Annotated in this window: 17 protein-coding genes; 10 read left to right on the top strand and 7 right to left on the bottom strand. The window is 53.3% G+C overall.

Going from position 1 to position 26,786, the window contains the following annotated elements:
* The first annotated feature begins 154 nt into the window (after positions 1–154).
* The 5 genes from ACYQ11_RS20465 to ACYQ11_RS20445 all read left to right on the top strand — a co-directional run bounded on the left by ACYQ11_RS20465 (position 155) and on the right by ACYQ11_RS20445 (position 7,599).
* Entirely contained in the window at positions 155–265 is a 111-nt protein-coding gene (locus tag ACYQ11_RS20465; RefSeq protein WP_459925687.1) for an AbrB/MazE/SpoVT family DNA-binding domain-containing protein, read from the top strand.
* Positions 266–1,264: 999 nt separating this feature from the next.
* Complete coding sequence (locus ACYQ11_RS20460) at positions 1,265–3,544, top strand: tetratricopeptide repeat protein (RefSeq protein WP_459925686.1); 2,280 nt, start codon at positions 1,265–1,267, stop codon at positions 3,542–3,544.
* Between the two features lie 196 nt (positions 3,545–3,740).
* Positions 3,741–4,871 carry a zinc ribbon domain-containing protein gene (locus tag ACYQ11_RS20455; RefSeq protein ID WP_459925685.1) on the top strand — a complete coding sequence of 377 codons (1,131 nt, stop codon included), beginning with the start codon at positions 3,741–3,743 and terminating at the stop codon, positions 4,869–4,871.
* Between the two features lie 83 nt (positions 4,872–4,954).
* A complete protein-coding gene (locus ACYQ11_RS20450) occupies positions 4,955–5,335 on the top strand; it encodes a GxxExxY protein (protein WP_459925684.1) in 381 nt (126 codons plus the stop codon).
* Between the two features lie 620 nt (positions 5,336–5,955).
* Entirely contained in the window at positions 5,956–7,599 is a 1,644-nt protein-coding gene (locus tag ACYQ11_RS20445; RefSeq protein WP_459925683.1) for an AAA family ATPase, read from the top strand.
* A gap of 26 nt (positions 7,600–7,625) precedes the next feature.
* Here ACYQ11_RS20445 and ACYQ11_RS20440 read toward each other — a convergent pair whose 3' ends face one another.
* From ACYQ11_RS20440 to ACYQ11_RS20430, 3 genes are all read right to left on the bottom strand, one after another.
* Entirely contained in the window at positions 7,626–9,146 is a 1,521-nt protein-coding gene (locus tag ACYQ11_RS20440) for a Fic family protein (RefSeq protein WP_459925682.1), read from the bottom strand.
* Between the two features lie 214 nt (positions 9,147–9,360).
* The gene (locus tag ACYQ11_RS20435) at positions 9,361–10,263 is read right to left on the bottom strand and encodes a DUF1571 domain-containing protein (protein WP_459925681.1); all 903 of its coding nucleotides are present in this window, start codon (positions 10,261–10,263) and stop codon (positions 9,361–9,363) included.
* Between the two features lie 173 nt (positions 10,264–10,436).
* Positions 10,437–13,814: a PAS domain-containing hybrid sensor histidine kinase/response regulator gene (locus ACYQ11_RS20430; protein WP_459925680.1), complete on the bottom strand. Its 3,378-nt coding sequence runs from the start codon at positions 13,812–13,814 to the stop codon at positions 10,437–10,439.
* A 521-nt stretch (positions 13,815–14,335) separates the two neighbouring features.
* Between ACYQ11_RS20430 and ACYQ11_RS20425 the strand changes: the two genes are divergently transcribed.
* Positions 14,336–16,546: a DUF3141 domain-containing protein gene (locus ACYQ11_RS20425; protein ID WP_459925679.1), complete on the top strand. Its 2,211-nt coding sequence runs from the start codon at positions 14,336–14,338 to the stop codon at positions 16,544–16,546.
* A gap of 157 nt (positions 16,547–16,703) precedes the next feature.
* Here the strand turns inward: ACYQ11_RS20425 and ACYQ11_RS20420 are convergent, their stop codons facing one another.
* The 3 genes from ACYQ11_RS20420 to ACYQ11_RS20410 form a co-directional block, all read right to left on the bottom strand.
* On the bottom strand, positions 16,704–17,474 hold the full coding sequence (locus ACYQ11_RS20420; protein WP_459925678.1) for an enoyl-CoA hydratase-related protein: 771 nt from the start codon (positions 17,472–17,474) through the stop codon (positions 16,704–16,706).
* Between the two features lie 42 nt (positions 17,475–17,516).
* Positions 17,517–19,193 carry a long-chain-fatty-acid--CoA ligase gene (locus ACYQ11_RS20415; RefSeq protein WP_459925677.1) on the bottom strand — a complete coding sequence of 559 codons (1,677 nt, stop codon included), beginning with the start codon at positions 19,191–19,193 and terminating at the stop codon, positions 17,517–17,519.
* Between the two features lie 211 nt (positions 19,194–19,404).
* A complete protein-coding gene (locus ACYQ11_RS20410) occupies positions 19,405–20,589 on the bottom strand; it encodes a thiolase family protein (RefSeq protein WP_459925676.1) in 1,185 nt (394 codons plus the stop codon).
* A gap of 294 nt (positions 20,590–20,883) precedes the next feature.
* On the opposite strand from ACYQ11_RS20410, the gene ACYQ11_RS20405 reads away from it, so the two are divergent.
* Together ACYQ11_RS20405 and purB are read left to right on the top strand one after the other, a co-directional pair.
* Positions 20,884–21,594 carry a MerR family transcriptional regulator gene (locus ACYQ11_RS20405; RefSeq protein ID WP_459925675.1) on the top strand — a complete coding sequence of 237 codons (711 nt, stop codon included), beginning with the start codon at positions 20,884–20,886 and terminating at the stop codon, positions 21,592–21,594.
* 110 nt (positions 21,595–21,704) lie between these two features.
* Entirely contained in the window at positions 21,705–23,069 is a 1,365-nt protein-coding gene (gene purB, locus ACYQ11_RS20400; protein WP_459925674.1) for an adenylosuccinate lyase, read from the top strand.
* A gap of 15 nt (positions 23,070–23,084) precedes the next feature.
* On the opposite strand, the gene ACYQ11_RS20395 is transcribed toward purB, so the two are convergent.
* Positions 23,085–24,596: a sigma-54-dependent transcriptional regulator gene (locus ACYQ11_RS20395; protein WP_459925673.1), complete on the bottom strand. Its 1,512-nt coding sequence runs from the start codon at positions 24,594–24,596 to the stop codon at positions 23,085–23,087.
* 418 nt (positions 24,597–25,014) lie between these two features.
* Between ACYQ11_RS20395 and ACYQ11_RS20390 the strand changes: the two genes are divergently transcribed.
* The gene (locus ACYQ11_RS20390) at positions 25,015–25,815 is read left to right on the top strand and encodes a 2-amino-3,7-dideoxy-D-threo-hept-6-ulosonate synthase (RefSeq protein WP_459925672.1); all 801 of its coding nucleotides are present in this window, start codon (positions 25,015–25,017) and stop codon (positions 25,813–25,815) included.
* Positions 25,816–25,819: 4 nt separating this feature from the next.
* Entirely contained in the window at positions 25,820–26,710 is an 891-nt protein-coding gene (locus ACYQ11_RS20385) for a lysophospholipid acyltransferase family protein (protein ID WP_459925671.1), read from the top strand.
* Positions 26,711–26,786: the final 76 nt, after the last annotated feature.

Genomic DNA, 26,786 nt, shown 5'->3' with positions numbered 1-26,786 from the left:
ATATATAAAATTACCGGCTCAGTTATCACAATTATTGCAATCATACACGGAAAAAGATTGCTTGAAAATATACCTGAAAGGTTTTAATCCCCCCCCCCTTTAAATGTATATCATGAGGATGTTGTCATGCTGGTTTTAAAAATGTGGAAATGGTCTGGGTATCCGTTTGCCTTCCGCTGTCGTTGAGGCGTTTGGGCTTAAAGAAGGGGATGATATTCAAGTGATTTTGGTTGATCCGTATGTCCGCTGCATGTGTTTCAGGTGAAACGGAACCCGGCACGCGAAGAAATGCTGAATCGTTTGAGTGCATTCCGCGGTAAGCTTCCTTCTGATTTTATTTTGACGGCTTCGTAAAAAGTCCGATTTCTGCGTTGCGCTTCATCCCTCGTCACTGCGGCGTACCACAAGTACGCCTCATTCCTCGGGATTCGCGACGCCTTGAACTCGAACTTTTTTCTTTGCCGTCATGTGATGACTTTTTACGAGTTCATCATTTTTGACGTCATATAGATTGGTAAGCCTTCATACAGCAGGCGGTCATGTCCAGCACGATTTTATCCACCTGTGCTTCTATGTCATTAACGTAAGGCCCTGATGGGCACGCTGCGCTTTGCCCATCCTACCGCGTACCCTAAGTAAGCATCATTCCTCGGGATTCGCAATCCTTGATCTCGAACATTTTATGAAGTCGTCTCAAAAATGACTTTTTACGTGACCATTATGCGTTTGGTAAAATTAGGTACATTCTTGATTTGTTTTTATTGGATGACTCTGATAAGGGATATGGTTTAGTAACCATGGCGGCTTCGTAAAACGTCCGATTTCTGCGTTGCGCTTCATCCCTCGTCACTGCGGCGTACCCTAAGTACGCCTCATTCCTCGGGCTTCGCGACGCCTTGAACTTGAACTTTTTTCTTTGCCGTCATGTGATGACTTTTTATGAGTTCATCAACTATGGTGTGTGGGCGTTTATCCGGCTTTGATGAAACGACTCTGTTCCTATTGGGCATGCATCACCATGTCATTAGCTTAAGACTTTGATGGGCACGCTGCGCTTTGCCCATCCTACGGGCGGCGCATGGTCGATGGGAAACGTGCTGCGTGACCATTTACTAAATAAAGGAATTGTTTAAAGTTAATGGCATTGACATGCATTATTGAGCGGAATCTGCACGTGTGTTTCTTTTTCGTGACCGGGGTTTTCCCGGTTGCATCGGTTAATCATGATTGTTTGAATCTTTAAATACTGTTTGGAGGCGGAGATATGGGTTTTTCTAAGCTGAGGGTTCTGCTTGTGACGGCGCTCCTTGTGGTTGCGGTGGGGTGTTCGTCGGATGAGGAGAAACGGGACAAGCATTTCCAGAAAGGGAATGCCTATTTTGAACAGGAAGATTTCAAGAGCGCCGAGTTGGAATTCAAGAATGTGGTCCAGATCGATCCAAAGTTTGTGGACGGGTATCTGATGCTGGGCAAGACGGCCATGAAGCTGGGGCAGGCCAGGGATGCGTTTTCGGCGTATTCCAATGTGGCCAAACTGGATGGGGAGAATGTGGAAGCCCAGGTTCAGCTGGCCAAGTTCTATCTATTGGCCAAGAAGCTTGATGAATCACGGGCCGCGACGGATAAGGTGCTGGCCAAAGAACCTCAGAATATCGACGGGCTGTTGATCTCGGCCAATCTTTATATGATGGAAAACAAGCTGGAGGAGGCGGTTGCCCCGTTTAACGAGGTGATTCGGCTCGATGAAAAAGATACGCGGGCGTATACGGGGCTTGCCGGGATTTATATCAAGCAGAACAAATATTATGAGGCGGAAAACATTCTGAAAAAGGCGGTTGCCGTCGATCCGAAAAGCATTACCCCAAGGCTGACTCTGGTCAATATCTATATGGGATCCAAGGAATATGACCAGGCCGAGGCCGAGATCAAGACCATCATCGAATACAATCCTTCAAACTCCGACCTTTATATCACGCTGGGTGATTTTTATCTGGGACAGAAAAAAACAGAACAAGCCGAAGAAACCTTTGAAAAGGCTATTTCGGTCGATCCCCAGAATATGAAAGCCTATATCGCCATGGCGCGCTTCCAGGCGCTCAAGGGCAACCCTGAAAAAATTCCCGCCATTTACAAGGCGGCCTTGGCGGTCAAGCCGGACGATGAACGGATCATGATGTTTCTGGCCCGGCACTATTTCGATGAAAAGAACATCGATGAGGCGGTGGCGATCAATGAAAAGGTGCTGACGTTGCGTCCGAACTATACGGCGGCGCTGCTTTTGAAGGGCGAAGCGCTTCTGGTGAAAAAAGATCTCGATGAAGCGCTGGCCGTGTTCGGGCAGGTTATCAAGGATATGCCGGATTCGCCCCGGGCTCATTATTTCATGGGGGTGACCTACGCCGGGAAAAACGATATCAATCTGGCGAAGAAAGAACTGCTCAAAGCCGTCGAACTCGATCCGAATCTTGGGAAAGCCAGGCTTCTTCTGGGTGAAATCTATTTCAGGGAAAAATCCCTGGATCTGGCTGAAAAGGAAGTGAATACCCTGATGCCGGATATGAAGGAGGATTATCAGATCAACCTTCTTCTTGGGAAAATCAGTTTTGAAAAACGGAATTTCGATGCGGCGAAAGCCTGCTTTGAAAAATTGATCGAACTACAGAAAGACAATCCCGAAGGGTATTACAAACTGGGGCAGGTGTATCACGCCACGAAAAAGGCGGACCTTGCCATGAAACACTATGAGAAAGCCCTGGCCATCCAGCCCAAGCTGATGGATGTGTTCACCAGCGTGGTCTTTCTCGAAGCGGCTCAGAAAAAAATGGATGAGGCCCTGGCCCGGTGTGACCGGCAACTTGAGGTGATGAAAGACTATCCGGAATTTCAGTCCGGCATTTATAACCTCAAGGGGGGGCTTTTGTTGTCGATGAACAAAAAGGACGATGCGAAAAAGGCCTTCAACGCCGCCCTTGAAAAAAATCCCGACAACATGAAATCCTATATGGCCCTGGCCCGGGTTTATCTGGCCGACAATCAGCAGGACAAAGCCATTGCCCAGTACAAGACGGTGCTTGAAAAGGATCCCAATCAGCCGGGCGCCCATATGCTTTTAGGGGTGATTTATGAATCCCAGAATCGGATGGATCTGTCTGAAGAGCATTACCGGAAAGCCCTGGAGGCCAATCCGGAATTCGTTCCGGCGGCCAACAATCTGGCCTATCTGCTGGCCGAAGCGGACCGGGATTTGAATCAGGCCCTGGATCTGGCCCGTATGGCCAAGGAAAAGGCCCCGGACGAACCCAATGTCATGGATACCCTGGGATGGATTTATTACAAAAAAGGCTTGTATCAAAGTGCCATCAGTGAGCTTCTGGATTGTCTTGATAAAATGCCGGACAACCCCATTGTCGTTTATCACCTGGGCATGGCCTATTACAAAAATGGTGATGCGGACAAGGCCAGGGAGATGCTGAACAAGGCTTTGAGCCTGAGTACGGACTTTACCGGTGCGGATGAGGCCAGGGCGACCTTGGCGGCGATGTAGCGTCCGGTGTGCGGTTTAGGACGGTTGGCACGGTAGATGATGGGCACGGTAGATGATGGGCACGGTAGATGATGGGCACGCGTTGCTTTGCCCATCCTACGGTGTTTTCGGACGGCCTTGACCATCGCGGCTGTAGCAGGGTTTTGGGGTAGTATTGATGGCTTCATAAAGTCATGGATATGCGGCAGGGTTAACGATGCGTTTTTTTCCGTTTAAAATATTTGTGCTGTGTCTGATTCTTCCGCCTGTGTTGTATTTCGGGTCGGCCAAATGGCTGGAGGCGACGCTGGCGTCTACCTATACCAGGGAGATTTCGCGGTTATGCACCGCAGACATGAAAGCGCTTCTTGATGGGCGTGTGCGATTGAGAGATGCCGTCGACCGTACTATCGATGGATTTCTGGCAGACCGGCCGGCCGTGTCGGGCGGATTGCGAATGATCGTCACGGTGTCGACCCTGGCCGGAACGCCTCTTTATCCGTCGATGTTTGACGATTCCCATGATTTGCTTCAGGTCAGGGAGCCGCTTCGGGTGGCGGAAGAGAATTACAGGCTGCTCAACGAAGGGTTGGATGTTCGGGTCTCCGTGAGCCTGGAGCCCAATTCGCTTGTGTCCTATCTGTTGTTTGCCGCATTTATGGTTTTGTCTATTCTTTTGTTTTACGGGTTCTATCGTCGCGGCATGATCAGGGTCAGGCAGGAGCAAGAAGACCGTGAGCGTGAATGGGTCGCCATGCTCGAACGGGATGAGGAAAACAGGCGCTGTCTTGCCCGGTTGTCTGAAGACCGGAAGGCGTTGGATGAGAGACTGGAAGAGATGAAGGCCAAGTTGTCCGAGGCCAATCGGAGCGAGGACGGCATGATCGAGGAGATCGAATCCCTCGAGACGAAAATTCAGCAGAACGAAAAGCGGCAGAAAGAGCAGCAGGAGGAAATTGAAGCCCTGAAGGCGGCGATCGAGTCGGCCGGAGCCGGGCGGAAATCTAAATCGAAATCCCGCGGCCAGGATTTCGTCGCGAAACGTTTTAAGACGGTTTACAAGAATATCAGCGTGCACGAACGTGCCGTGGAGGGGTATCAGGATCTGGAAGAGGCGATGAAGATCAAGTGCGAGGAGGTTATTCATCAGCTGAACGATGAGCCGGATCAGGTGACGATCAAACGCAAGGTGTTCGGGAAAAAGAATCGCGAAACCGTGTTCGAAGTGCTCTTCGCTTACAAGGGTCGGCTTTATTTCCGTCGCCTGAAAGACAATACCATCGAAATCCTGGCCGTGGGTACGAAGAATACCCAGGACAGGGAGCTCGATTTTCTTGACAGGCTGTAGAAACGTTTTTGTCTCTCACGGAGACACGGAGCCACAGAGGGTGTGTTGAATTGATGGGGAGTGGTTTTTATGTGGAAAGTGGAATGAACGAAAACCAGATTGGAACGATTATTGTCGATTGTGCGTTTCAAATTCATCAAGGACTTGGTCCTGGGCTTTTGGAATCGGTGTATGAAGTGATTTTGGCAAAACAGCTTGAAAAGCGTGGGCTTGATGTAAAGCGTCAGCTCTCCGTGCCGATTGAATTTGATAACCAACGATTTGATGAAGGGTTTCGTGCAGATCTTGTTGTTGATGGTAAAGTCATTGTTGAGTTGAAATCTGTAGAAAAAGTAGCGAGCGTACATAAAAAACAACTTTTGACTTATATGAAACTCACCGGCATGAAATTGGGTTACTTGATCAATTTTGGTGAATCGTTGATCAAAAATGGTATTACACGTACCATTAACGGTCGTCTTTAATCACTATCGTTGTGTCATGGAATGGAAAAAGAGGTGACGGGATTGATCGGAGATCAATCGATAAAGGGGGTTCTCACGGTGACACGGAGTCACAGAGGGTGTGTTGGTTTAAATGTGTTTGATTCGGTGGTGGGTGTTGTTGAGACGCTTGGAGGTGTTGGTTTTATTGAGTGGGAAAGAAGATGTTCTTTGTGTTTTTGTGCCTCTGTGAGAGAAAAATAAGGTGACGGGATTGATCGGAGATCAATCGATAAAGGGGTTTCTCACGGGGACACGGAGTCACAGAGGGTGTGTTGGTTTAAATGTGTTTGATTCGGTGGTGGGTGTTGTTGAGACGCTTGGATGTGTTGGTTTTATTGAGTGGGAAATATGATTTTCTCTGTGACTTTGTGCCTCTGTGAGAGAAAATAAGGTGACGGGATTGATCGGAGATCAATCGATAAAGGGGTTTCTCACGGAGACACGGAGCCACAGAGGGTGTGATGGTTTGAGTGTGTTTGATTTGGTGGTGGGTGTTGTTGAGACGCTTGGAGTTGTTGGTTTTATTGAGTGGGAAAGATGATTTTCTTTGTGTCTTTGTGCCTCTGTGAGAGAAAAAACGAGTTTACCGGGGTGGGGTTATGTATTTAGCGTATTACGGGCTTGAGGAAAAGCCGTTTGATATCAGTACGGATCCGAAGTTTCTCTGGCTTGGGGAGAAGCATAAGGAGGCGTTTGCCGTATTGAAATACGGGGTGATGGAGAACAAGGGGTTTCTGCTGTTGACCGGTGATGTGGGCGCGGGGAAGACGACGCTGATTCATGCGCTGGTCGACGGGGTGGGCGAGGATGTGATTCTGGCCACCATCCCTGATCCGGGGCTGGAACTGATGGAGTTTTACCGCTATCTTGCCCGGGCCTTCAAGCTGGACAACTCCTTCAGCAATAAGGCGGATTTTATTTTTATTTTCAGGGAATTCCTTCATCATGCCTATGACAACGGCAAGAAGGTTCTTTTGATTATCGATGAGGCCCAGCGTCTGCCCAACGATCTGCTCGAAGAAATCCGCTTGCTGTCGAACATCGAACTGCACGATACCAAGCTGCTCAATATTTTCTTTGTCGGTCAGGTGGAGTTCAATACCAAGCTGATCGAACCTGAAAATCGGGCGGTCAGGCAGAGAATCACCATCAGCAACCACATCCAGCCTCTTACGGAAAAAGAAACAGGCGATTACATAAGGCATCGGCTCAAGGTGGCCGGGTGTCAGAAGAATATTTTTTCGTTTGTGGCCATTCACGAAATCCACAAATTTTCAGGCGGCTACCCAAGGCTTATCAATATTGTCTGTGATATCGCTCTATTGACGGGCTATGTCAAGGAAGTGAAGAAAATCGGCCCTGAGATAGTCCGTGAAAGCATCGAGAGCCTCAATATCGAGTCCCATACCCGGGAGAAGATTGATGAACGGAACCTTCAAACGGCCCAGGTCGAGGTTGAAGACACGCCGGTCCAGGCGACGGTGGCCCACCCCGTGGTCGATCCCCGTGTATCTGAACGGGGGCAAAGGAAAAACGGACGCCACCGGGCCGCCATGCTTTACATTATTCTGCTTCTGGCCGTTGGGGCGGCATATTTTCTTTATTCCGGCGATGCGCTCGAGATGCTGAACCGCTACCGGCCCCTGGACAAAAAAGATCATGCTTCTCTTGCCGCCCCCGCCCCCCCGGCGCCGGCGCCGGTTATCCCCGCACCGCCTGAACCCGCTTCGCCTTCATCGGCCTTGTCCGAGGCGTCATCGTCCGGTCCGTCTGCGGCTGAACAGAAGCAGGTGTTCCCCCTGCTCGAGGATGGTTCGGCAACGGTGTCGGATGCGTCTGCACCTCCCACGGACACGGCGTTGACCGATGAGGCCCTGTCTCTTGATTCCCATTTCGAAAACAACCGCCTGCTTCTTGAGTACAAACACAATTCCAATGAGTTCTCCGATGACGGCTTCAAGGTGTTGGAAAAGCTTGCCCGGTTCATGCGGATGAATCCCGATGTGTTTGTTCTGGTGATCGGTTATTCCGATGATATGGGAAACTATTCCTACAATGTGAACCTGTCGCTGTTCCGGGCCAATATCGTGAAAAGCTACCTGGTGGGAAAGGGCATTGATGTCTCCCGGATCAGGGTGACCGGACTTGGACCGGAAAATCCCCGTGCGTCCAACAGCACCCCCGAAGGGCGACGGATGAACCGGCGGGTCGAAATCGAGATCATGACCATCAAAGCCGGTTAAAAAATATCACAGGAACGTAAGGCGTATTATGAAGAAACCTCTGCCTTATTGTACCCGTCTCGTACTGCCTTCTCCATGGCTGAACGTTCTTCATCGGTCAAAAAATCAAAGTAAGCGGTTCTTTTTCTTTCTGAAAGGGTTCCGTTGTTTTGCAGACACAGCCGGATAAACCGATCAATCAGCTGGTCAGGCATGTCAATGATATCCTGTATCGCCTTTTTTGTCTGATCATAGTTGGATAGAAAAATGAGCTCCTTTACAAGTTCTTCTTCGACGGTCTGGGTTACAAACGCGTATAAGGCTTCCGATTGCGGTGTCATATCCATAAATTGATACCAGCATGCAGTATCATTTTTGACGGCCATCTGCCCCATTTCATCCAGGTGATAATCGATGAGTTGATGCAGAGGTCGTGAGAACGTTTCCAATGAGGCATTGTACTTTGCCGGATTTTTAAGCATGACTGCCGAAACCGGGAACATCAGCCCCCGTGGTACCAATCCCCGCAGCGATAGAATATTATGTATCAGAAACCGATGGATTCGTCCGTTTCCATCTTCAAACGGGTGCAGAAATACAAAACCGTAGGCAATCGCCGCTGCATGGACAACAGGAGATACATTTCCCGCTTTCATCCGTTTATGGGATTCGATTAACCCCCCCATAAGGCGTGACAGGTCATCAGGTTTTGGAGAGATGAAATGGATGATTTCTTTCTGATAGGCAACGGTTTGGCCAACGTAGTTCTGGTTCGCCCGGTAGTCGTTATCTTTGAATCGCGGGTCAACAATGCGGTTCTGAAGGTCTATCAGTCTTTCCTTTTCACAGAAGTCTTCCTTTTCAGCAAGTTCCAGAGATGTGATGAATTTTTCAGTTCGGGACGCATTGGGCTTTATGTTTTCAATTTCAAAAGAAGATTTTGTTTCTTTGTTGTAAAGGTAGGACAACGCACGACGAAGAAGTTCCGGTGAAAATACGGTGACAATATCCTCGCACCGTTTACGCAGATCAGATGAATCCAGTTGGGAAAGCGTTTCGGTTCGCCGTATGACCGGACAAAAGGTTTGGGGACCAAGGAGGTTGTTGACAATGCGGTGGCGTGGTGATTTTTCCCCGTTTTGAACGGTGTAATAGTCACTCCTCTCCAGTGCATCGACATAGTTACCGGAAGCAATATCATCGATGGGCAGCGGCTTGCCTGTCAGAAACTCATAGAAAAACCAAATCCTCCGGGCATACTTTCCAGTAGGTTTGGATGTGATGTAACGGGTGAGGTCTTTCTGGGGGACTTTTTCGAAGATTTGAGCCAGTAAACTCAGGTTGACTCCGTCGTATTTCAGCGCAAACTCAAGATGATCCTCGATTTTTTCTCCGGGCCAGTACCGGTTTCTGAAAACCTGATCGACAAAGCCGTCCTGAACCCTTGAATAGTGGGCGTCGGTCATGGAAACCGATGATCTGTGCCAGTTGGGCATGCCTTCGATAGCGAAGGCTTTCAGTATGTATGCGTAACCTGCCGGACGGACATCAGGTTCGTTTATTCCCATGGGCAACCTCACAAAAATGATTAGTTTGATGTAAATATAGTTATAAATGAAAATAAGTCAACAAAAACAGTTATAAATTGTCTGGGATTTGTAAAAATGATTAGAAATTGGTGTCTTTCTCTTAAAGAAGGAACCTGTTTGATGGGCACGCTGCGCTTTGCCCATCCTACGGGTGAAGCGTGCCCATCACGCTAATTGATCGGGCATCGTTGCGTCAGAATTTGTATGCGGGGTTATCGGGGTCGAAATCGGTGTCCGTCAGACCCACGTTGAGCCGGATGTCCTTGAATTCATAGAATTCGTAGAGATTGTTGCCCCAGTCGAAAATTTCAAGCTTCACCAGAAGATTGAGGGTTTTATCGATGTAGGCGATGGTCCGGCTGCCGTAGTGATAGGGCACCAGGATTGACTGCCCTTCCTTGATATCGGTTGGGCTGTTGACCCCCTCGTTGGCCGACAAAATCACGTACATGTCCTGACGGTAATGATCGGCGATATCCCAGAGGGTTTCATCGTTTGCGACGATGTGGGTGATCCCGTCGCATGTTTCGGGGTAGAACGCTTCGATTTTGAGCAGCTCCCGCCCCTTGTCCTCGACGATGCCGTGATCTTTGAAGGTGACTTCGCCTCGCTCGATGCCGCGGCTCATGCCCCTGAAAACCAGGGCGGATGTGGGGCCGATTCCGGCATCGACGATGCGGTGATGCTGGCCGTCCATGACCAGTTTCCCTTCCGGGGCGGAGTTGACGTTGATCACGTTCAGCAGGCCGCCTTTATGGGCCTTGACCCGGTCTTCGTTGTGACCTTTCCGGAACAGGGCTTCCTGGCCCTTGTTCGGTTTTTCAATCCATCGCATATACACATCGTTGGGTTTGCGGAATTTGAATTCGATGGTTTCAACCTCACTCAATTTATTTCCAAACCGTTCCTGTTTCAGGAAAACGGCTGTGTAGTCGTTGATGTTTTCATAAGCGGTTTTGCACGTTTCGGCCAGTTCCATGGGATCGAAAGCGGGAGAGGCGTCATGGCTGGTCGCATCTGCCGGTGAAACGTTCAGCCAGAGGGAGGCGGCGAGCAGCAGCATGGCGAATCGGTTCACGGGTGTGGCTTTTTTCATTGGCTATCCCTTTCAGCACCAACACGTTCGATGATCTTGTAAAAAACTCACGATTTTTAAGGAACCGTAAAATTTCACATGTGTAAAATACGATAGGCGTACTCATAGGTTATTATCGCTGTTTTTGTCAAGAACAATGTTGACGGCTCCGTAAAAACGGATGTTGCGTGTTGTCAGTGAAGGGAAAGGCCCATGGCTCCGGCCAGGGCGGCCAATTCGGTTTTGGCGTGGATGTATTCGAGCCGGTTGATGTGGTCGCTCAGGCGTTTGACGATCTGGGGGGCCTGGGGTTCGAGATGCGCGATGATGGACCGGAGATAGGTTTCCGCTGAAAAGCTGTTTTTTTCAAGAAGGTCGTTCAGGCGCCTGAGCATATGGGAGAGGTCCGATGGGGTCAGATCGGGTTCTGCTTTCGTGCCCCGGCTCCGGGGGGCTGGGGCAGCCGCCCGGGGTTGCGAGAGGATATCACGGGTTGAGTTCAAGGCCTGATTCAGAGATGAATCGAAGGCATTCATCAGAGCCTCCGGGATGTGCCGGTCGGTGTGAAGCGAGGACTCGAGTGCTTTGATGGATTGAAAGACTTCCGTCGCACCGATGTTTCCCGCCGTGCCTTTGAGGCTGTGGAGCAACTGGGCGGCATACGCCGCATTGTCGTGGGAAAGGGCATGCCGAAGTCGTTCGATCATGTCCTGATTCTCCTGATGGAATTCCCGGAGCAAATCCAGATAAAGGGGCTTGTTGCCGTTCACTCTGTTAAGGCCGGTTTCGATGTCAAGGCCAGGGAGGGATGGGGGAAAAACGATATCATCGGTTGAAAGAGAGTGGGCTTCCGATGGACGGGTGAGGGGAATCTCCCCGGAGAATCGGGTGCCGGTGCTTGCATTCCGACTGATCCAGCGTGACAGGACGGCATAAAGCTGTCTGCTTTCGATGGGTTTGGAAATGTAATCGTTCATGCCCGCGGCAATGCATCGTTCCCGGTCGCCGGTCATGGCGTTGGCGGTCATGGCGATGATGGGCAGGGTTTTGAGGTTGAGTTCGTTTCGGATGATTCCCGTGGCCTCGATTCCGTCCATCATGGGCATCTGGATATCCATGAGCACGGCGTCAAAAGCCTGGTCCCGGAGTATTTCGACGGCTTCAAGCCCGTTTCCGGCTTTGTGGATACGGATGTCCGCTTCGGAAAGAATTTCGGTGGCCACCATCTGGTTGATCACGTTGTCTTCAGCCAGAAGCACGGTGGTACCGGCCAGATTTCGGGTGTGAGCCTGATACGTGACGCGATGACCGGTTTTTTCCGGATAGTATCCGAAGGTATTCATGATGGTGTCGAACAAAACCGACTGTTTGATGGGTTTGGCGAGGAAATTGTGTGGCGCGGCATGGTCCGGCTTAAGGCCGTAGGTTCCCTGGTCGGAGGCGCTGATGAAGATTACGGCGGGCGTGGTCCGGGGATGGGTGCTTCGGATTGTATCCACGGCGCTAAACCCGTCCGTGTCGGGCATGTTGATGTCCATGATCACCAGACGGTAGGGGTCCTCTTCGTCGATGGATCGGGTGTACCGGTCGATGACCTCCCGGGAGGTCCGTGCCGTGTCCGGTTTGAACCCGAAGGATTCCACGTACCGCTTGAGGACTTTCAGGGTGGACGGATTGTCATCCCCGATCAGGACCCTGATGTCCTGGAGATCCCGGGGCATCATCGATCGAAGGGACACTTCGCCGCGCTGATACTTGAAGGCGGCGGTCACGGAAAAGGTGCTGCCCTTGCCCACTTCGCTGTCCACATGGATTGTGCCGTTCATCAGTTCGACGATTTTTCGTGTGATGCTCAGGCCAAGGCCTGAACCGCCGTGTTTCCGGGTGGCCGAGGCATCGATCTGGGAGAAGGCTTCAAACAGGCTGTCCAGTCCCTGGGGCCCGAGCCACTCAGGAGCGATGCCCGTGCCTGTGTCCCGTACGCTGAACCGCAGGGTTACCGTGTCTTCGGTTTTGCTTTCAAGGGTCACGGCGATGCAGATTTCACCTTTGTCTGTGAATTTCAGGGCGTTCGAGGTGAAATTGGCCAGAACCTGTTTCAATCGGAGGGGGTCCGAGACAAGGCGCTGGGGAACGTCGGGGGCGATGTCGATGATGAATTCGATGGCTTTTTCCTGGATTTTGTCCCGGAACATATCCGAGACATCATCGATGATCTCTCCGAGCACAAAGGGAACCTCTTCGAATTCAAGTTTGCCGGCTTCGATTTTCGAGAAATCGAGGATATCGTTGATCAGAGCCAACAGCGCCCGCGACGAGGACCGTATGATGTTCATGTATTCGCGCTGTTTGATGGACAGCCGGGTGTTACGGATCAGGTCGCTGACACCGATGATGGCATTCATGGGCGTTCTGATTTCATGGCTCATGTTGGCGAGAAACCGGCTTTTGGCACGGGTGGCCTGTTCGGCTTTTTCTTTGGCCGTGACCAGTTCCCGGTAGGCGGCTTCGAGTTCCAGGGTTCGTTCCCGCACCAGGGTTTCAAGCTGGTTTCGGTGTTGATCCAGTTCGTCTTCCGCCTGTTTTTTCGACGTGACGTCTTCCATGAAGTGGATGGAGGCGGGCCGGTTCTGCCATACGGCACGGACCGAATCGATTTCCACCCATCGGAGCAGGTTGTCCGGCGTCAGAAGACGGAACAAGGCCTTGCCGGGCGGTGTTTCGTCATTCAAGGTTTTCAGGTGGCGGACCCGGGCGATGTCATGTTCGTCCGGATGGATGAAGTCCAGGAACGGACGCTCAAGATAACTGTCGCCCAAGTATCCTGTGATTTCCTGTGCCTTGGGATTTCCGTAGCACACCCGTTCGTCCTGGATGACGAAGATGCCTTGCGATGCGTTTTCAATGAGCAGCCGGTACTGCTCTTCGCTTTCCCGGAGACGCCGTTCCGTTTCGACAAGTTTGATGTAATTCTCTTCGGTTTCTTCGAGGCGGTCTTTTTCGGTCCGGAGGACGACCAGTTGCCGGTAAGCCTGTTCAAGGGCCATCACCACGGCGCCGGCCACCATCGATGAAAAAAAGGCGATCACCGGTAGGTCGATGTGAGACAGAAGCCAGATCGGTTCATCCGGCCGGGTATGGGCGAACAGCAGGCAGGCGGCCGCTTCTCCGACCAGGGTTCCGATGGGGATGATGTACATTTTGCCCAAAAGGCCGTAGGTGAAGCCTGTGAACAGAATGGCGACGCTCCAGAACAAATTCGACGGATTCAACAGGGCGACGTAGGTCATGGTGAAGGGGAGGGCAAGGCATAAACCCGTCTCATACCAGATTTTATTTAAGGGATGAGACAGTCTGTATCGCAGGACGAAGCCGAATGAGGCAAAGGCTGCGAGGGCCAGGGCCCTGACAACGATGCTTTCCTGGTATCCCGAGATATATTTGAGAAAAAGGTAGAAGAATAAATGGCCGGTGGCGCCGATGGCGACGATATAGGGAAGAAATTTTTCGGTGAAGAAATAATCCGACAGGAAAAAGGATTCTTTCATGGTGGATCTGATCGATGGTATCATCCGAAAGTCGCTCATCCTTGTCATTGACGTGTGAAGCTTTGACGGCTTCGTAAAACGTCCGATTTCTGCGTTGCGCGTCATCCCTCGTCACTGCGGCGTACCTTTAGTACGCCTCATTCCTCGGGATTCGCGACGCCTTGAACTCGAACGTTTTTCTTTGCCGTCATTTCATGACTTTTTACGAGTTCATCAAGCCCTGGCCGCATGCGAATCGATCCGGTTCTTCGAATCCGCCGACGACGAGACGCCGCCGCGATGCCTCACGTCTGTTTTTGACTTGCATTATAGATGGAAAACGATTTTATTTCAAAATAAAATTACTTAGCCCGCATGGCCGCTCGAAAAGAGGGGGCCTTGCCGTCTTTGAAATGTGTTGAAACACCGGAGGAAACGGTATACAATCCCTTTGTAACATGCCGTGCGGGGTCCTATCGTCCCCGAAGGCGTTTCACCCTTTCTTATGTGTTGTCATCTTGTCGGACTTTCAATCGTATTGACCGTTCAATCAACCGGAGGGCGTCATGATAATGTTGGATCTGATGGAGCAGATGATGGGACCGGACAGTGTGTTCAGGCAGGGCTGCGATTATCTGGTCGACAGCGTGCAGCGTTCCATTTTGTTCATGGATGTACTCAGGCAGCGGGGCAACGTTTATCTGGATCATCTTGACAAAGGGCAGCCGCCTGTCCTGGTGTTCGATTATGAAATCATCATCGACGGGCGGACTCTGGATCGCCCGGCCAATTATGCCCTGGCGCGGATCATCGACAAACGTCGCCGCAATGTCGGAGCCCCCGGGGACAAGGAAAAACGCGAGAAGCCCGATCTTTCATCCGAACCCATGGATCCGAGAAAACGTCCCATCGTGATTATCGATCCGCGGGCGGGGCACGGTCCGGGTATCGGCGGCTCCAAGCAGGATTCCGAGATCGGTCTGGCCCTGACCAAGGGCCATCCGGTGTATTTCATTTTGTTTTTTACGGAGCCCATGCCGGGTCAGGTGCTGGCCGATGTGAAAAACGCGGAAATCGTTTTTCTCGAAGAGGTCCGGCGGCGTCACCCCCAGGCTCCCCGGCCCACGGTCATCGGTAACTGCCAGGGGGGGTGGGCCGGAGCCCTTCTGGGCGCGGACCGGCCGGATCTTGTCGGCCCCCTGATTCTCAACGGCTCCCCCTTGTCCTACTGGTCCGGTGTGGGGGGAACCAACCCCATGCGGTACAAGGGCGGTCTTCTCGGCGGTGTCTGGATGAATACCCTTCTGGGGGATCTGGGAAACGGTCTGTTCGACGGCGCCAACCTGGTGCTCAACATGGAACTGCTCAACCCGGCCAACACGTTTTGGAGCAAGCAGTACAATCTGTATGCAAAGGTCGATACGGAGGCCCAGCGCTTTCTCAATTTCGAAAAATGGTGGGGCGGTTTTTTCATGATGACCACCGAGGAAATCCACACCATCGTCGACGGGCTTTTTGTCGGCAACAAACTGGTTCGGGGCACCTTTGAACTGGAGCCCGGAAAACCCATCGACCTCAAGCACTTCAACGATCCGGTGGTGGTGTTCGCCTCCAGCGGTGACAATATCACGCCGCCCCAGCAGGCCCTGAACTGGATTCCCAGGGTGTACAAATCGGTGGATGAAATCAAGCGGCACAAGCAGATTATTGTGTATATCGTGCACCCCACCATCGGCCATCTGGGTATCTTCGTGGCCAGTTCCATTGCCAAGAAAGAACAGAAGAAAATCATCGGCAGTGTGGAGATGATTGAGTTCCTCTCGCCCGGTCTCTATGAAATGGTGATTGTCGACGAGCCCAGCAAACCCTGGATGAACGATTACACGGTAAAATTCGTCGAACGAACCATCGACGATATCATGCAGTACGATGACGGGGATGACGACGAGGAGGCCTTCAAGCAGGTGGCGGTGATTTCCGAACTGAACGACAAGTTCTATCAGGCCTTTCTGCGCCCCTATGTCCGGACGTTTACCAATAAATATTCGGCGGCCGTCCTGCGCCAGCTTCATCCTCTGAGGACCCAGCGTTACATGATCTCCGATCTCAATCCGATGCTGGTTCCGATTGCGACCCTGGCCCCGCTGGTGCGTGAACACCGAAAGCCGGTCGGGGACGACAACCTGTTTACCGTTCTTGAACGATTCGTTTCCACCGCGATCGAAAACAGTCTGGATTTTTACAAGGAGGTCCGGGATTTGAGGGATGAAAGCCTTTTCCTCCGGATCTACAAGAAGCCGCTGATGAAGATGATGTTTCCCGATGCCGCCGATCTTCTGGATACGCCGGAAAAGCTCAGCCGGGACGCCAAAACCCTCAAGGCCCTGGTCAAAAAAGACAAGACCGAATGGTCAAAGGCCCTGGAAACAGGCGGATATGCCGAAGGGGTTATCCGCATGATGGTGGCCATGGCCGGGGTGGACGGCAGCATCGATGACGCCGAATTCAAGGTGGCGTCACAAATCATCAAGGAACACAAACGGTTCAGGAACGTCAGCGATGACGATATGCGCCGGATCACCCGTGAGCAGGGCCGTATTCTTCAGACCCACTGGGACAAGGCCCTTTTGGCCCTGCCCAAACTGATCACCACCAAAAGGGATCGGAAGCGCGCCTTCGATTCCGCCCGTCAGATCGCCCTGGCGGACACGGTGATCCATGACAATGAACAGGCGCTGCTTGACCGCCTGGAGGCCATTTTGGGCCTTAAGGCATAAGCCTCATGCGCTTTGCATGAATTGATGGGCAAAGCGCAGCGTGCCCATCGGATGAGGCCGCGATAATGAATTGATTTTATAAAACATCATACACAAACATATAAAAACGGGCGCGATCGGTTGACGATCGCGCCCGTTTTGTTTGAATGGTGCAACGCTATTCGCCCGTGAAGTTCGGGTCGCGTTTCTGCATGAAGGCCATGAATCCTTCGATGGCGTCTTTGGAGGTGGCGACCTGGTCGGTGCCCTGGGCTTCGACCAGGAGTCCCTGGTCTTTGCCTTCGTATTCGCCGGCGGACATGGCCTTGAGAACGGCACTGACGGCAAGGGGCGGACGTTTGGCGATGGCGGCCGCCAGTTCAAGGGCGTCATCCAGGGTTTTGCCCGGTTCGGACACTTTGGTGACCAGGCCGATTTCAAGGGCCTCTTTGGCGTCGATGCGTTTGCTGAACAGAATCATGTCCAGGGCCTTGGCCTTGCCGACGATGGCGGCCAGTCTCTGGGTTCCCCCCCAGCCGGGGATGATGCCCAGATTGAGTTCGGTCAGGCCGATTTTGGCTTTGGGAGCGTCGACCATCACACGGAAATGGCAGGACAGGGCGAGTTCCAGGCCGCCGCCCAGGGCAAAACCGTTGATGGCAGCGATGACGGGTTTGGGGAAGCGATCCACGCGCCGCCACTGTTCACGGCCCAGGGGCGCCGTTTTGGCCACGTTCCCGGCGTCGCTCACGTCGAATCCCGCGGAAAAGCATTTTTCGCCGGAACCGGTGATGATGACCACACGGACGTCCTTGTCGTTTTCCACATCGTCAAGAGCCAGTTTGAAATCTTCCATGGTGGCGAGATTCCAGGCGTTGGCCGGAGGATGGTTGATGGTGACGACGGCGATGTGGTCCTTCTTTTCAATCACAATGTTTTCAAGTTGCATGACAAACTCCTCGGATTATGTATCTTTTATTGATGTGTACGGTTACTGTTTCCTGAGTTCCTTTCTCAGAATTTTCCCTACCGTGGACTTGGGCAGTTCGGTACGGAACTCTATTTTAGTCGGTAATTTGTACTTGGCAAGCTTATCTTTGCAGTATTCGATCAGTTCTTCCTCCGTGGCGCTCTGTCCGGCCTTGAGAACGACAAAGACCTTGACCTGTTCCCCGCGGGTGTCATGGGGAATGCCGATGGCACAGGCTTCTTCGACCTTGGGGTGCTCGTAGAACACTTCATCGATATCACGCGGGTAGACGTTGTATCCTCCGGATATAATCATGTCCTTTTTTCGGTCCACGATGAAAAAATAGCCGTCCTCATCCATCCTGGCAATGTCTCCGGTATACAGCCAGCCGTCACGGACGGTTTCCGCCGTGGCGTCGGGCCGGTTCCAGTACCCCTTCATCACCTGGGGACCGCGCACCAGAAGCTCGCCGATTTCTCCCACGGGCATGTCGGTTACGCCGTCGTCCAGGCTGACGATGCGGCATTCCGTGTCGGGCACGGGCAGGCCGATGCTGCCGATTTTCCGTAACCCTTTGAATGGGTTGGAATGGGTTACCGGCGATGACTCCGTCAGGCCGAATCCTTCTGAAATACTGGTGCCGGTTTTTTCCTGAAAGGCCTTGATCACCTCCACCGGAAGGGGGGCACTGCCGGAAAAGCAGCCCTTGATCGATGACAGATCGGTGTTGGCCATGTCCGGGTGGTTGAGCATGCCGATGATCATGGTCGGAACCAGAGGCGCGAAGGTGGGTTTGAACTTCCGCACGGCTTCGAGCAGTTCCTTCGGCTGGGGTTTGGGGATCAGGACAATGGACCATCCGGCGCACAGGGCCAGGTTCATCGAGCAGGAGATGCCGAAAATGTGAAAGAAGGGCAGAGCGCCCAGCATGATTTCATAATCGCCTTCGATAAATTCCGGAAACCAGGCATCCAGGGCCTGGGGCTGCTTGATCAGGTTGCTGTGGGTCAGCATGACCCCCTTGGAGACCCCCGTGGTCCCTCCGGTGTACTGAAGCATGGCAATGTCGTCCGGGGTGATGGTCACCTGGGGCGCGTCGGGCCTGTGAGACTTGATGACATCCTTCCATTTATACAGGTCGTCTGCCGGGGCCACATCGGCGGCCAGTTTTTTCTTTTTGGCGACCAGCGGAAAAAGCAGGTTTTTGGGAAAGGGAAGATAATCCCCAATGGAGGTGTAAACGATCTGTGTGATGGATGTTCTGGGTCTCAAGTCCACCATGCGTTCCACCAGAAGGTCCAGGGTGACCAGAACCTTGGCGCCCGAATCGTTGAACTGGTGCTCAAGTTCGCGGTTGGTGTAAAGGGGATTGTTCATCACCGCGATACCGCCGATTTTCAAAATGGCCGTGTAGGCGACCACGCAGGGAATCAGGTTGGGCAGGAGGATCGCCACCCGGTCCCCCTGGGTGACGCCGAACGAATCAAGGCATCGTGCAAACCGGTCCCGCATGTCGATCAGTTGCCTGTACGAGAGGGTGTATCCCATGAAAATCAGGGCCGGTCTGTCCGGGTAGGCCGCCGCCACACGCTCCAGTTTTTCCGGCAGGCAGATCGCTTCGTAATCAATACGGTGAGGAACACCCTCGTCGTAATGCTTCAGCCATGGCTTTTCCGAGTAAGAGATGGTCGCAGACAAAGTCAACCTCCTTGTTCGTGTCAATGATGTGTGTGAGGGGCTTTTCCTGAACGGACGGAATACCTGTATTGAATACCATGAACATCAAAAAAAACAAACGATAAAAAAAGGTTACATGGAAATGGCCGATGGGTGAGCCTCGCCTATGTCAAAGAGCATTCCTGTTCGCAGCCTTGAAAAAAGCTGCGAACAGGACGTTACGCCTGTCGTATCAGACTTTTTCGATCAGAACGGCCACACCGTTGCCGAAGCCGCCGCAGAGGGTGGCGATGCCGTATTTGGCGTCCGGCCGTTCCGTCTTCATGACATTGAGCAGGGTGACGATGATCCGGGCGCCGGATTCACCCAGGGGATGACCCAGGGCGATGGCCCCGCCCCAGAGGTTGACCTTGTCAAAGGGCGCGTTGGGCTTGTCGATTCCCGTTTCGCGGATACAGGCCAGAGACTGGGAGGCGAAGGCTTCGTTCATTTCGACCACGCCGATGTCTTCCTTTTTGACGCCGGTTTTCTTGAGAAGTTTTTCGATGGTGACGGCGGGGCCCATCCCCATGATGGTGGGGTCGTTGCCTTCCTGGACGCCGAAGGTGTATTTATACGTGTAGGACAAGCCGAGTTCGTCGGCTTTTTGGCGGCTCATCAGCAGCAGGGCGGCGGCGCCGGCGGTCAGCGGAGACGAGGTGGCGGCCGTGACGCGGCCATCCATCTTGAACGGGGTTTTCATCGCCGCCATCTGGGCCGGGTCCAGGCTTTCGCGGATCCACTGATCCCGGTCGACAAGAAAGTCGTTTCCGTCGTCGTCCTTGCCCATCAGGGGAACGATTTCTTTCTTGAACTTTCCGGCCTGGGTGGCTTCCCATGCCCGCTTGTGGGAATGGATGGCCATGTTTTCCATGTCGGCCCGGGAAATGTCATACATGTCGGCAACCTTTTCCGCCGTGCTGCCCATGGGGATGTCCCCGATGAAATACCGCTGCATGAATTTGTCCGGGAAGGCCATGTTGGCGCCCATGGGGACTTTCTCCATGTCTTCCACGCCGGCGGCGATCATGATGTCCGCTTCACCGCACATGATGGCGCGGGCCGCATTGATGGTGGCGGTCATGCCGGAGGGGCACTGATTGGAGACGGTCTGCGATCCGACCCGTTCGGGATAGCCGTGGGCCAGCCAGGCCAGTCGGCCGATATCGTTCTGAAAACCGGAGGGGTTGGCGGTGCCGACAATGACGGTATCCACATCGTCGGGCTTGACCTTGGGGTTGCGTTCAAACAGGGCTTTGTACACGGCTGAAAGGGTCTGATCGGGTTTGAGTTCCTTGAACCATCCTTTCTGTGCGTGGGCGCGGGCATTGGCGGTTCTGACACCATCGATAAAAACGCATTCTCTCAATTCCATCATTGCTCTCCTTGCTTAATGTTGCTCACAAAAAAATGAACCGGATAAAAATCCGGCCTGGCATGACATATCCGGCGGAAAAACAAATCAATCGACACATATTATATAGCGACGCTACACACTATGTATTACAATCGTATAATTTATCAGCCTGTTCATTGTCAAGAGGATAAATTGTTTTTTTTAAACTGTTGACTAAAAATGAATCAGACGGTAAATATGGCCCGAAAAATGTTTAATTAAAATGGGTTGGGGCTCTTCTCATCGCCGTTTGTGTCCTCGAGGATATCCGGAAATATGAAAATCAGTGAGCTGGTAAGCCGCACCAACGTGGCCCGGGAAACGATTCATTACTACATTCGGGAAGGCGTTCTCGCCAAACCCCGGAAGATGGGCAAGAACACCGCCGACTATGACGAGGGGTACGTGGACCAGATCCGGATCATCAAAGGTCTCCAGGACAATTATTACCTGCCCCTGTCGGTCATCAAGAAGATCCTCAAAAGCCAGAAGAAAAAATCCGTTCTCGAGCAGTCGTCGCTCTGGATTCACAGTGAATACTCCCGGCCCATCGACCTGCTTTTGTCCGAAGTGGTTGCGGGCAGGGACCGGTTCGTCGAGGTGACGGGACTGGACAGACACTGGGTCGAACAGATGGAGACCTGGGGCGTGATCGGTTCCCAGGACCGCGACGGGGTCAGGATTTATTCCCGGGACGACGTGGTCATCGGCAAGCTGATTTCAGACATGGGCTCCTCGGGATTCGGTCCCGACGACGGCTATGATCCCGAAGAACTCCGCCGTATGGTCGATTTTTTCAGGACCGTGGCCAAGGACTGGATGATGCGATACATCGAACCGACCTTTGAAACGGCCGTCTCGGAGGATTTTACCTCCAAGGGCGGCCAGTTCACCGAAATGATGAGCCTTTTCTTCTACCATGCCTTCCGGCGGATCGTGCGCGAAGAATTCGCCGATTTCCTGAAAAACATCGATCCGGACAAATAGATCGCAGGCCCCATCCCGTCGAAGAAAATTCTTTATACCGAGTCAAAAAAAGCTTATAAGACAGTCTCGATTAACGACGACATCAACGCATGGAACCACGGGAGAACGATATGGAACGCATCATGGCGCTGTCCGTGCTCGACGGACGGTACAACCGGCTGACAAAGGAACTTCAGGAAACGTTTTCGGAATACGGGCTGATCCGATTCCGGATCCGGGTGGAAATCGAATGGCTGAAATTTCTGGCCTCGGACCTGGGGCTGTTCGCCCTGAGCGACGCCGATGTCCGGGCGGTCGACGGCATTGCCGACGACTTTGACGTCAACGGGGCCGTTTCGGTCAAGGACATCGAAAAGACCACCAACCACGATGTCAAGGCCGTGGAATATTATATCAAGGACCGTCTGGATATCCTGGGCCTCTCTCCGATTCGTGAATGGGTTCATTTCGCCTGCACCTCCGACGATATCAACAACACGGCCTACGCCCTGATGATCCGCGAAGGGCTGGGCACGGTTCTTGACGTGATGAACACGCTGCTTGAAACCATCGAAACCCTGGCCCGGACCTACAAGGCCGAGCCCATGATGTCCCGGACCCATGGTCAGCCCGCGACGCCGACCACCATGGGCAAGGAACTGGTCAACTTCGCCTTTCGGCTGGCCAAGGAAATCCGGATACTCGAAACCCTGGATATCGAGGGAAAGATGAACGGGGCCACCGGGAATTTCAACGCTCACGTGTCGGCTTTTCCCGACATCGACTGGATTTCCGCAGAAAAACGTTTCGTCTCCGGGTCCCTGGGCCTGACTCCCCTTTTGTATACCACCCAGATCAATCCCAACAGCTACATTGCCCAGGCCCTTCATGCCATGATCCGGGCCGCAGCGATCATCATCGATCTTGACAGGGATATGTGGGGCTACATTTCTCTGGGGTATTTCAAGCAGAAGCTCAAGGAAGGGGAGGTGGGGTCGTCGACCATGCCCCACAAGGTCAATCCCATCGATTTCGAAAACAGCGAAGGAAACATGGGGCTTGCCATCGCCATGATGGAACATCTTGCGGTCAAACTGCTTCAGTCGCGGTTTCAGAGGGATCTGACCGACAGTACGGTCCTTCGAAACATGGGAGCGCTGTTCGGCTATTTCCTTATCGGCCTTAAAAATGCCGTCAAAGGGCTGGGAAAACTCGAATTGAACCGGGACGCCATCCTGAAGGATCTTGACGACAATCAGGAACTTTTGGCCGAACCCATTCAGACGCTGATGCGGGTTTACGGCGAAGACAACCCCTATGAAAAGCTCAAGGAACTGACCCGGGGCGTGAAGATTACCCGGGACGGACTGGATGCCTTTATCGACAGCCTGGAACGGGTTCCCGAAGATGTCAGGGCGCGGATGAAGGCCCTGACCCCCGCCCGCTACACCGGCCTGGCTGAAACCCTGGTCGACACTTATTTTTCTGAGAAATAACCGGGTTTTCGGCTTTCACTCGGCCCCCGGCACACCCGGCCCGTCCGTTTCAGGACGGGCGTTGCCGGTCAGGGTTTTGGGGGCGATGCGGTTGCGTTTGAGCAGGGCATAGAAGTGGGACCGCGACAGTCCGGAAATGCTGAGGATATCCTTGATGTTGTTGTTCGTGAACCGGATGATTTCTTCAAGGTAGTGCTTTTCCATCCGGGCCTTGAACCTTCGGAGGTCCGGCCTGTCGTCTGCGAAAAGGGACGGAGCCATGACGTCGCCCGCCGGTCGGTTCCAGGCCTCATGCCGTTTCGCCGAGATTTTTTTTCGACTTCGTTCCACCGAACAGCGAGCCACCTCGATACGAATGTCCTGGGGCAGGTCCATGGCGTAGAGGGTGTCTTTGGTGCCTGAGGCGATCACGGCCCTCTCGAGCACGTTGAACAACTGCCGCACGTTGCCCGGCCAGGCATACTCGGTGAGGGTGGTTATGAATTCGGGGTCGATGTGCTTGACGGGTAAATCATAGGTCTCGCACAGCCGGCGGACATGGGTTCGGGTCAGATCACGGATGTCCCGTCTGCGATCGCGCAGAGGAGGCAGGTCCAGGGTGATGGTGCAGATGCGAAACAGAAGGTCCTGGCGAAAGGTGTTGTCATAAACCATGGCCTCCAGGGGCCGATGGGTGGCGGCAATCAGACGGAAATCGCTGGTTGTTTCCCGGGTGTCGCCCACGGAACGGAACCGTTTTTCCTGAAGGACCCTTAAAAAGCTTTTCTGGATGGACAGGGGAAGTTCTCCGATTTCATCAAGAAAAAGAGTGCCCTTGTCGGCGGAACGGATCAGGCCGATGCGGTCGGCGTCGGCCCCGGTAAACGCCCCTTTGGTATGTCCGAACAAAATGCTTTCCACCAGTGATTGGGTCAGGGACGCGCAGTCGACGACGATGAACGGGCCGTTCGCCCTGCGGCTGTTGATGTGGATGGTTTTGGCGAACAGTTCCTTGCCGGTTCCGGTATCCCCGGTGATCAGGACGTTGGAGTCGGTCCGGGCAGCCTGGGCCACAATATCGAAACAGGACCGGATCTCAGGCCCGCTGCCGATGATCGCCGTCAGATCAAGATGCCGTTCCCGCTGTTCACGCTTTTTCTCTTTCCTGTACATCAGCGCCCCGGAAAGACTTCGTCGGGCGGCCTTGGCGGTGACCGGTTTGACCAGATAATCCCAGACGCCTTTCTGAATGGCCCTTTCCGCTTTGTCGGGATCATCCTGGCCGGTGAGCATGATCACCTCCGGGTGTGACGGAGCCTGTCTGATTTCCTCAATGTAATCGATGCCGCTGCCGTCGGGCAGGCAGACATCGAGAAACACCAGATCGAAGGGCTCGTTCCGGAGAGCCTCAAGCCCTTCATGAAGGGTCCGGGCGCTTCGGCACCGGCACTGCAGCGGCGATATGAAACGGGTCACCAGTTCGAAAAGAATCCGGTCGTCATCGATGATCAGAACCTGGGGTGTGGGTTCGTGCCGATTCAAAGTCATGGTGTCGGTCTTTTCCGAATTTAATGAAAAGCGAACGGGGACGTATGGAACCGATGAACATCAGGTGGTTTCCGCCATGCATCCCGGCGTCATGTCAGGCCGTCTGTTGGGGTAAAATCGTTTTCGCGTCGCGTTGACTGATCTGGGTCATCCCCTGAGGGTTCCGTTTGAATGTGTTCTAACAAAATACAATGCTTTTTCAGTATGATCAACGATAAATTCGATTCGTCTATACAAAAAAGACACCGGCAGGATTCACCGGGCGGGCCGCCCGTTCGCCGAACCGGGTCGGGCATCGCCCCGTTACTGCGGCACGGTTTTCATTTTTTGCTTTTGAATTTTCCTTGATAAGTTGGTATGAAAACGACGCGATCCGGCCCCTGGCCGGATGCCATTCAACCCATAGCGTGGAGGATCGATGATAACAGTAGGCAAGGCCATACGGATGGAACGCATCATGAACAGAAATACGGGAAAGACCGTGATCGTTCCCATGGACCACGGAGCCACCGTGGGGCCGATCAACGGATTGATCGATATTTCATCGGCCGTGGATCAGGTGGCCGAAGGCGGCGCCAATGCGGTGATCGGCCATGTGGGACTCCCGCGATACGGCCACCGTCATCAGGGAAAGGATATCGGTCTGGTTTTGCACCTTTCGGCCTCGACCATGCTGTCCCGGCGCCCGAATCGGAAGGTTCTGGTCAACACCGTGGAAAACGCCCTTCGCATGGGCGCCGACGGGGTGTCGGTTCATGTGAACATCGGAGACGACGATGAAGCCGACATGCTCAAGGATCTGGGCCGCATCGCCGTGGAATGCAATTACTGGGGCATGCCCCTGATCGCCATGATGTATCCCCGGGGGCCTCAGATCAAGGACGAAAAGGCGCTGGACGTGGTCAAGGTGGCGGCCAGGGTGGGTGCGGAACTGGGCGCTGATTTCGTGAAAACCAATTATACCGGCGACCCGGACTCCTTTGCCGAGGTGGTCCAGGGATGCCCCGCCCCCATCCTGATTGCCGGGGGCAGCAAGCTCAGTACCCGCGACATGTTCATGACCATCGAAGGGGCCATGAAAGCCGGGGCCAAAGGCCTTTCCATCGGCAGAAACGTCTTTCAGCACAAGAATCCGACGCTTTTCGTCAAGGCGGCCTGTGCCATCGTCCACGAGAACATGAGTGCCCTTGCGGCCCTCGACATGCTCAATCAGGGCTGATGCGATGACGGTTATCGATCGCCTGGCGGCCCGGATCATCTACATGGTTCTTTTCCTTATCGGATCATTGCCGGCAGGTCTGTCCCAATGGCTGTCCGACGGGATCGGACGGACCTGGTTCGCCTTCGACCGGCGTCACCGGACCATTGCCGTCGACAATATTACGAGGGCCTTCGGGGATACCCTGACACCCGGCGACATCCGGCGACTTGCCCGGGAGAACTTCAAACAGCTGTCACGGCTTCTGTTTGAGGTGGGCTGGTCCTTGCGGCTGTATCCCCACGATATAAAAAAACATATCAGCATCGAGGGTATGGAAAATCTGACCCTGGCCTTCAGAGAAGGGCGGGGGGTTCTGTTCCTGACGGCCCATCTGGGCAGCTGGGAACTTTTGACCCTGGTTCCCGCCCTGATCCCCTATACCATTCACGATATATACAGGCCGCTGGACTATCCCCCCTTAGAGGAGGTGATCACCCGGTTCAGAACCCGGTTCGGCATGAAGCTGATCGCCAAGGAAGGCGCCATTCGCAAAATGCTCAAAGCGCTGGCCCGGGGAGAAGGCGTCGGTATTCCCCTCGATCAGAGCGTGGGGGCCAAGGACGGCGTTTTCGCGGATTTCTTCGGTCGGCCCACCTGCACCAGCAAAGGGATGGGGCTGATCGCCCTGAAAACCGGTGTTCCTGTTATTCCGGTATTTCTGGTTCGGCGCAAGGGCGGATTTACGGTGATTTTCGGCCGTCGCATCAGGCAGTCCAAAACCGGGGATACGGCCCGGGATCTGGTTGACACCACCGGGGCATTCAATGCGCAGATTGAAGCCGTCATCCGCCGTTATCCCGAACAGTGGTTCTGGGTTCACAACCGCTGGAAAACAAAGATGCCGGGATCTTAAAGGCTCGAAAAAATAAACCGCCGATGTCATTAACTTAAGACACTGATGGGCACGCTGCGCTTTGCCCATCATGGTC

This window comes from Desulfatiferula olefinivorans (assembly GCF_054657895.1).
The sequence above is the reverse complement of the archived record's forward strand: the minus strand, read 5'-3'. Positions and strand labels throughout refer to the sequence as shown.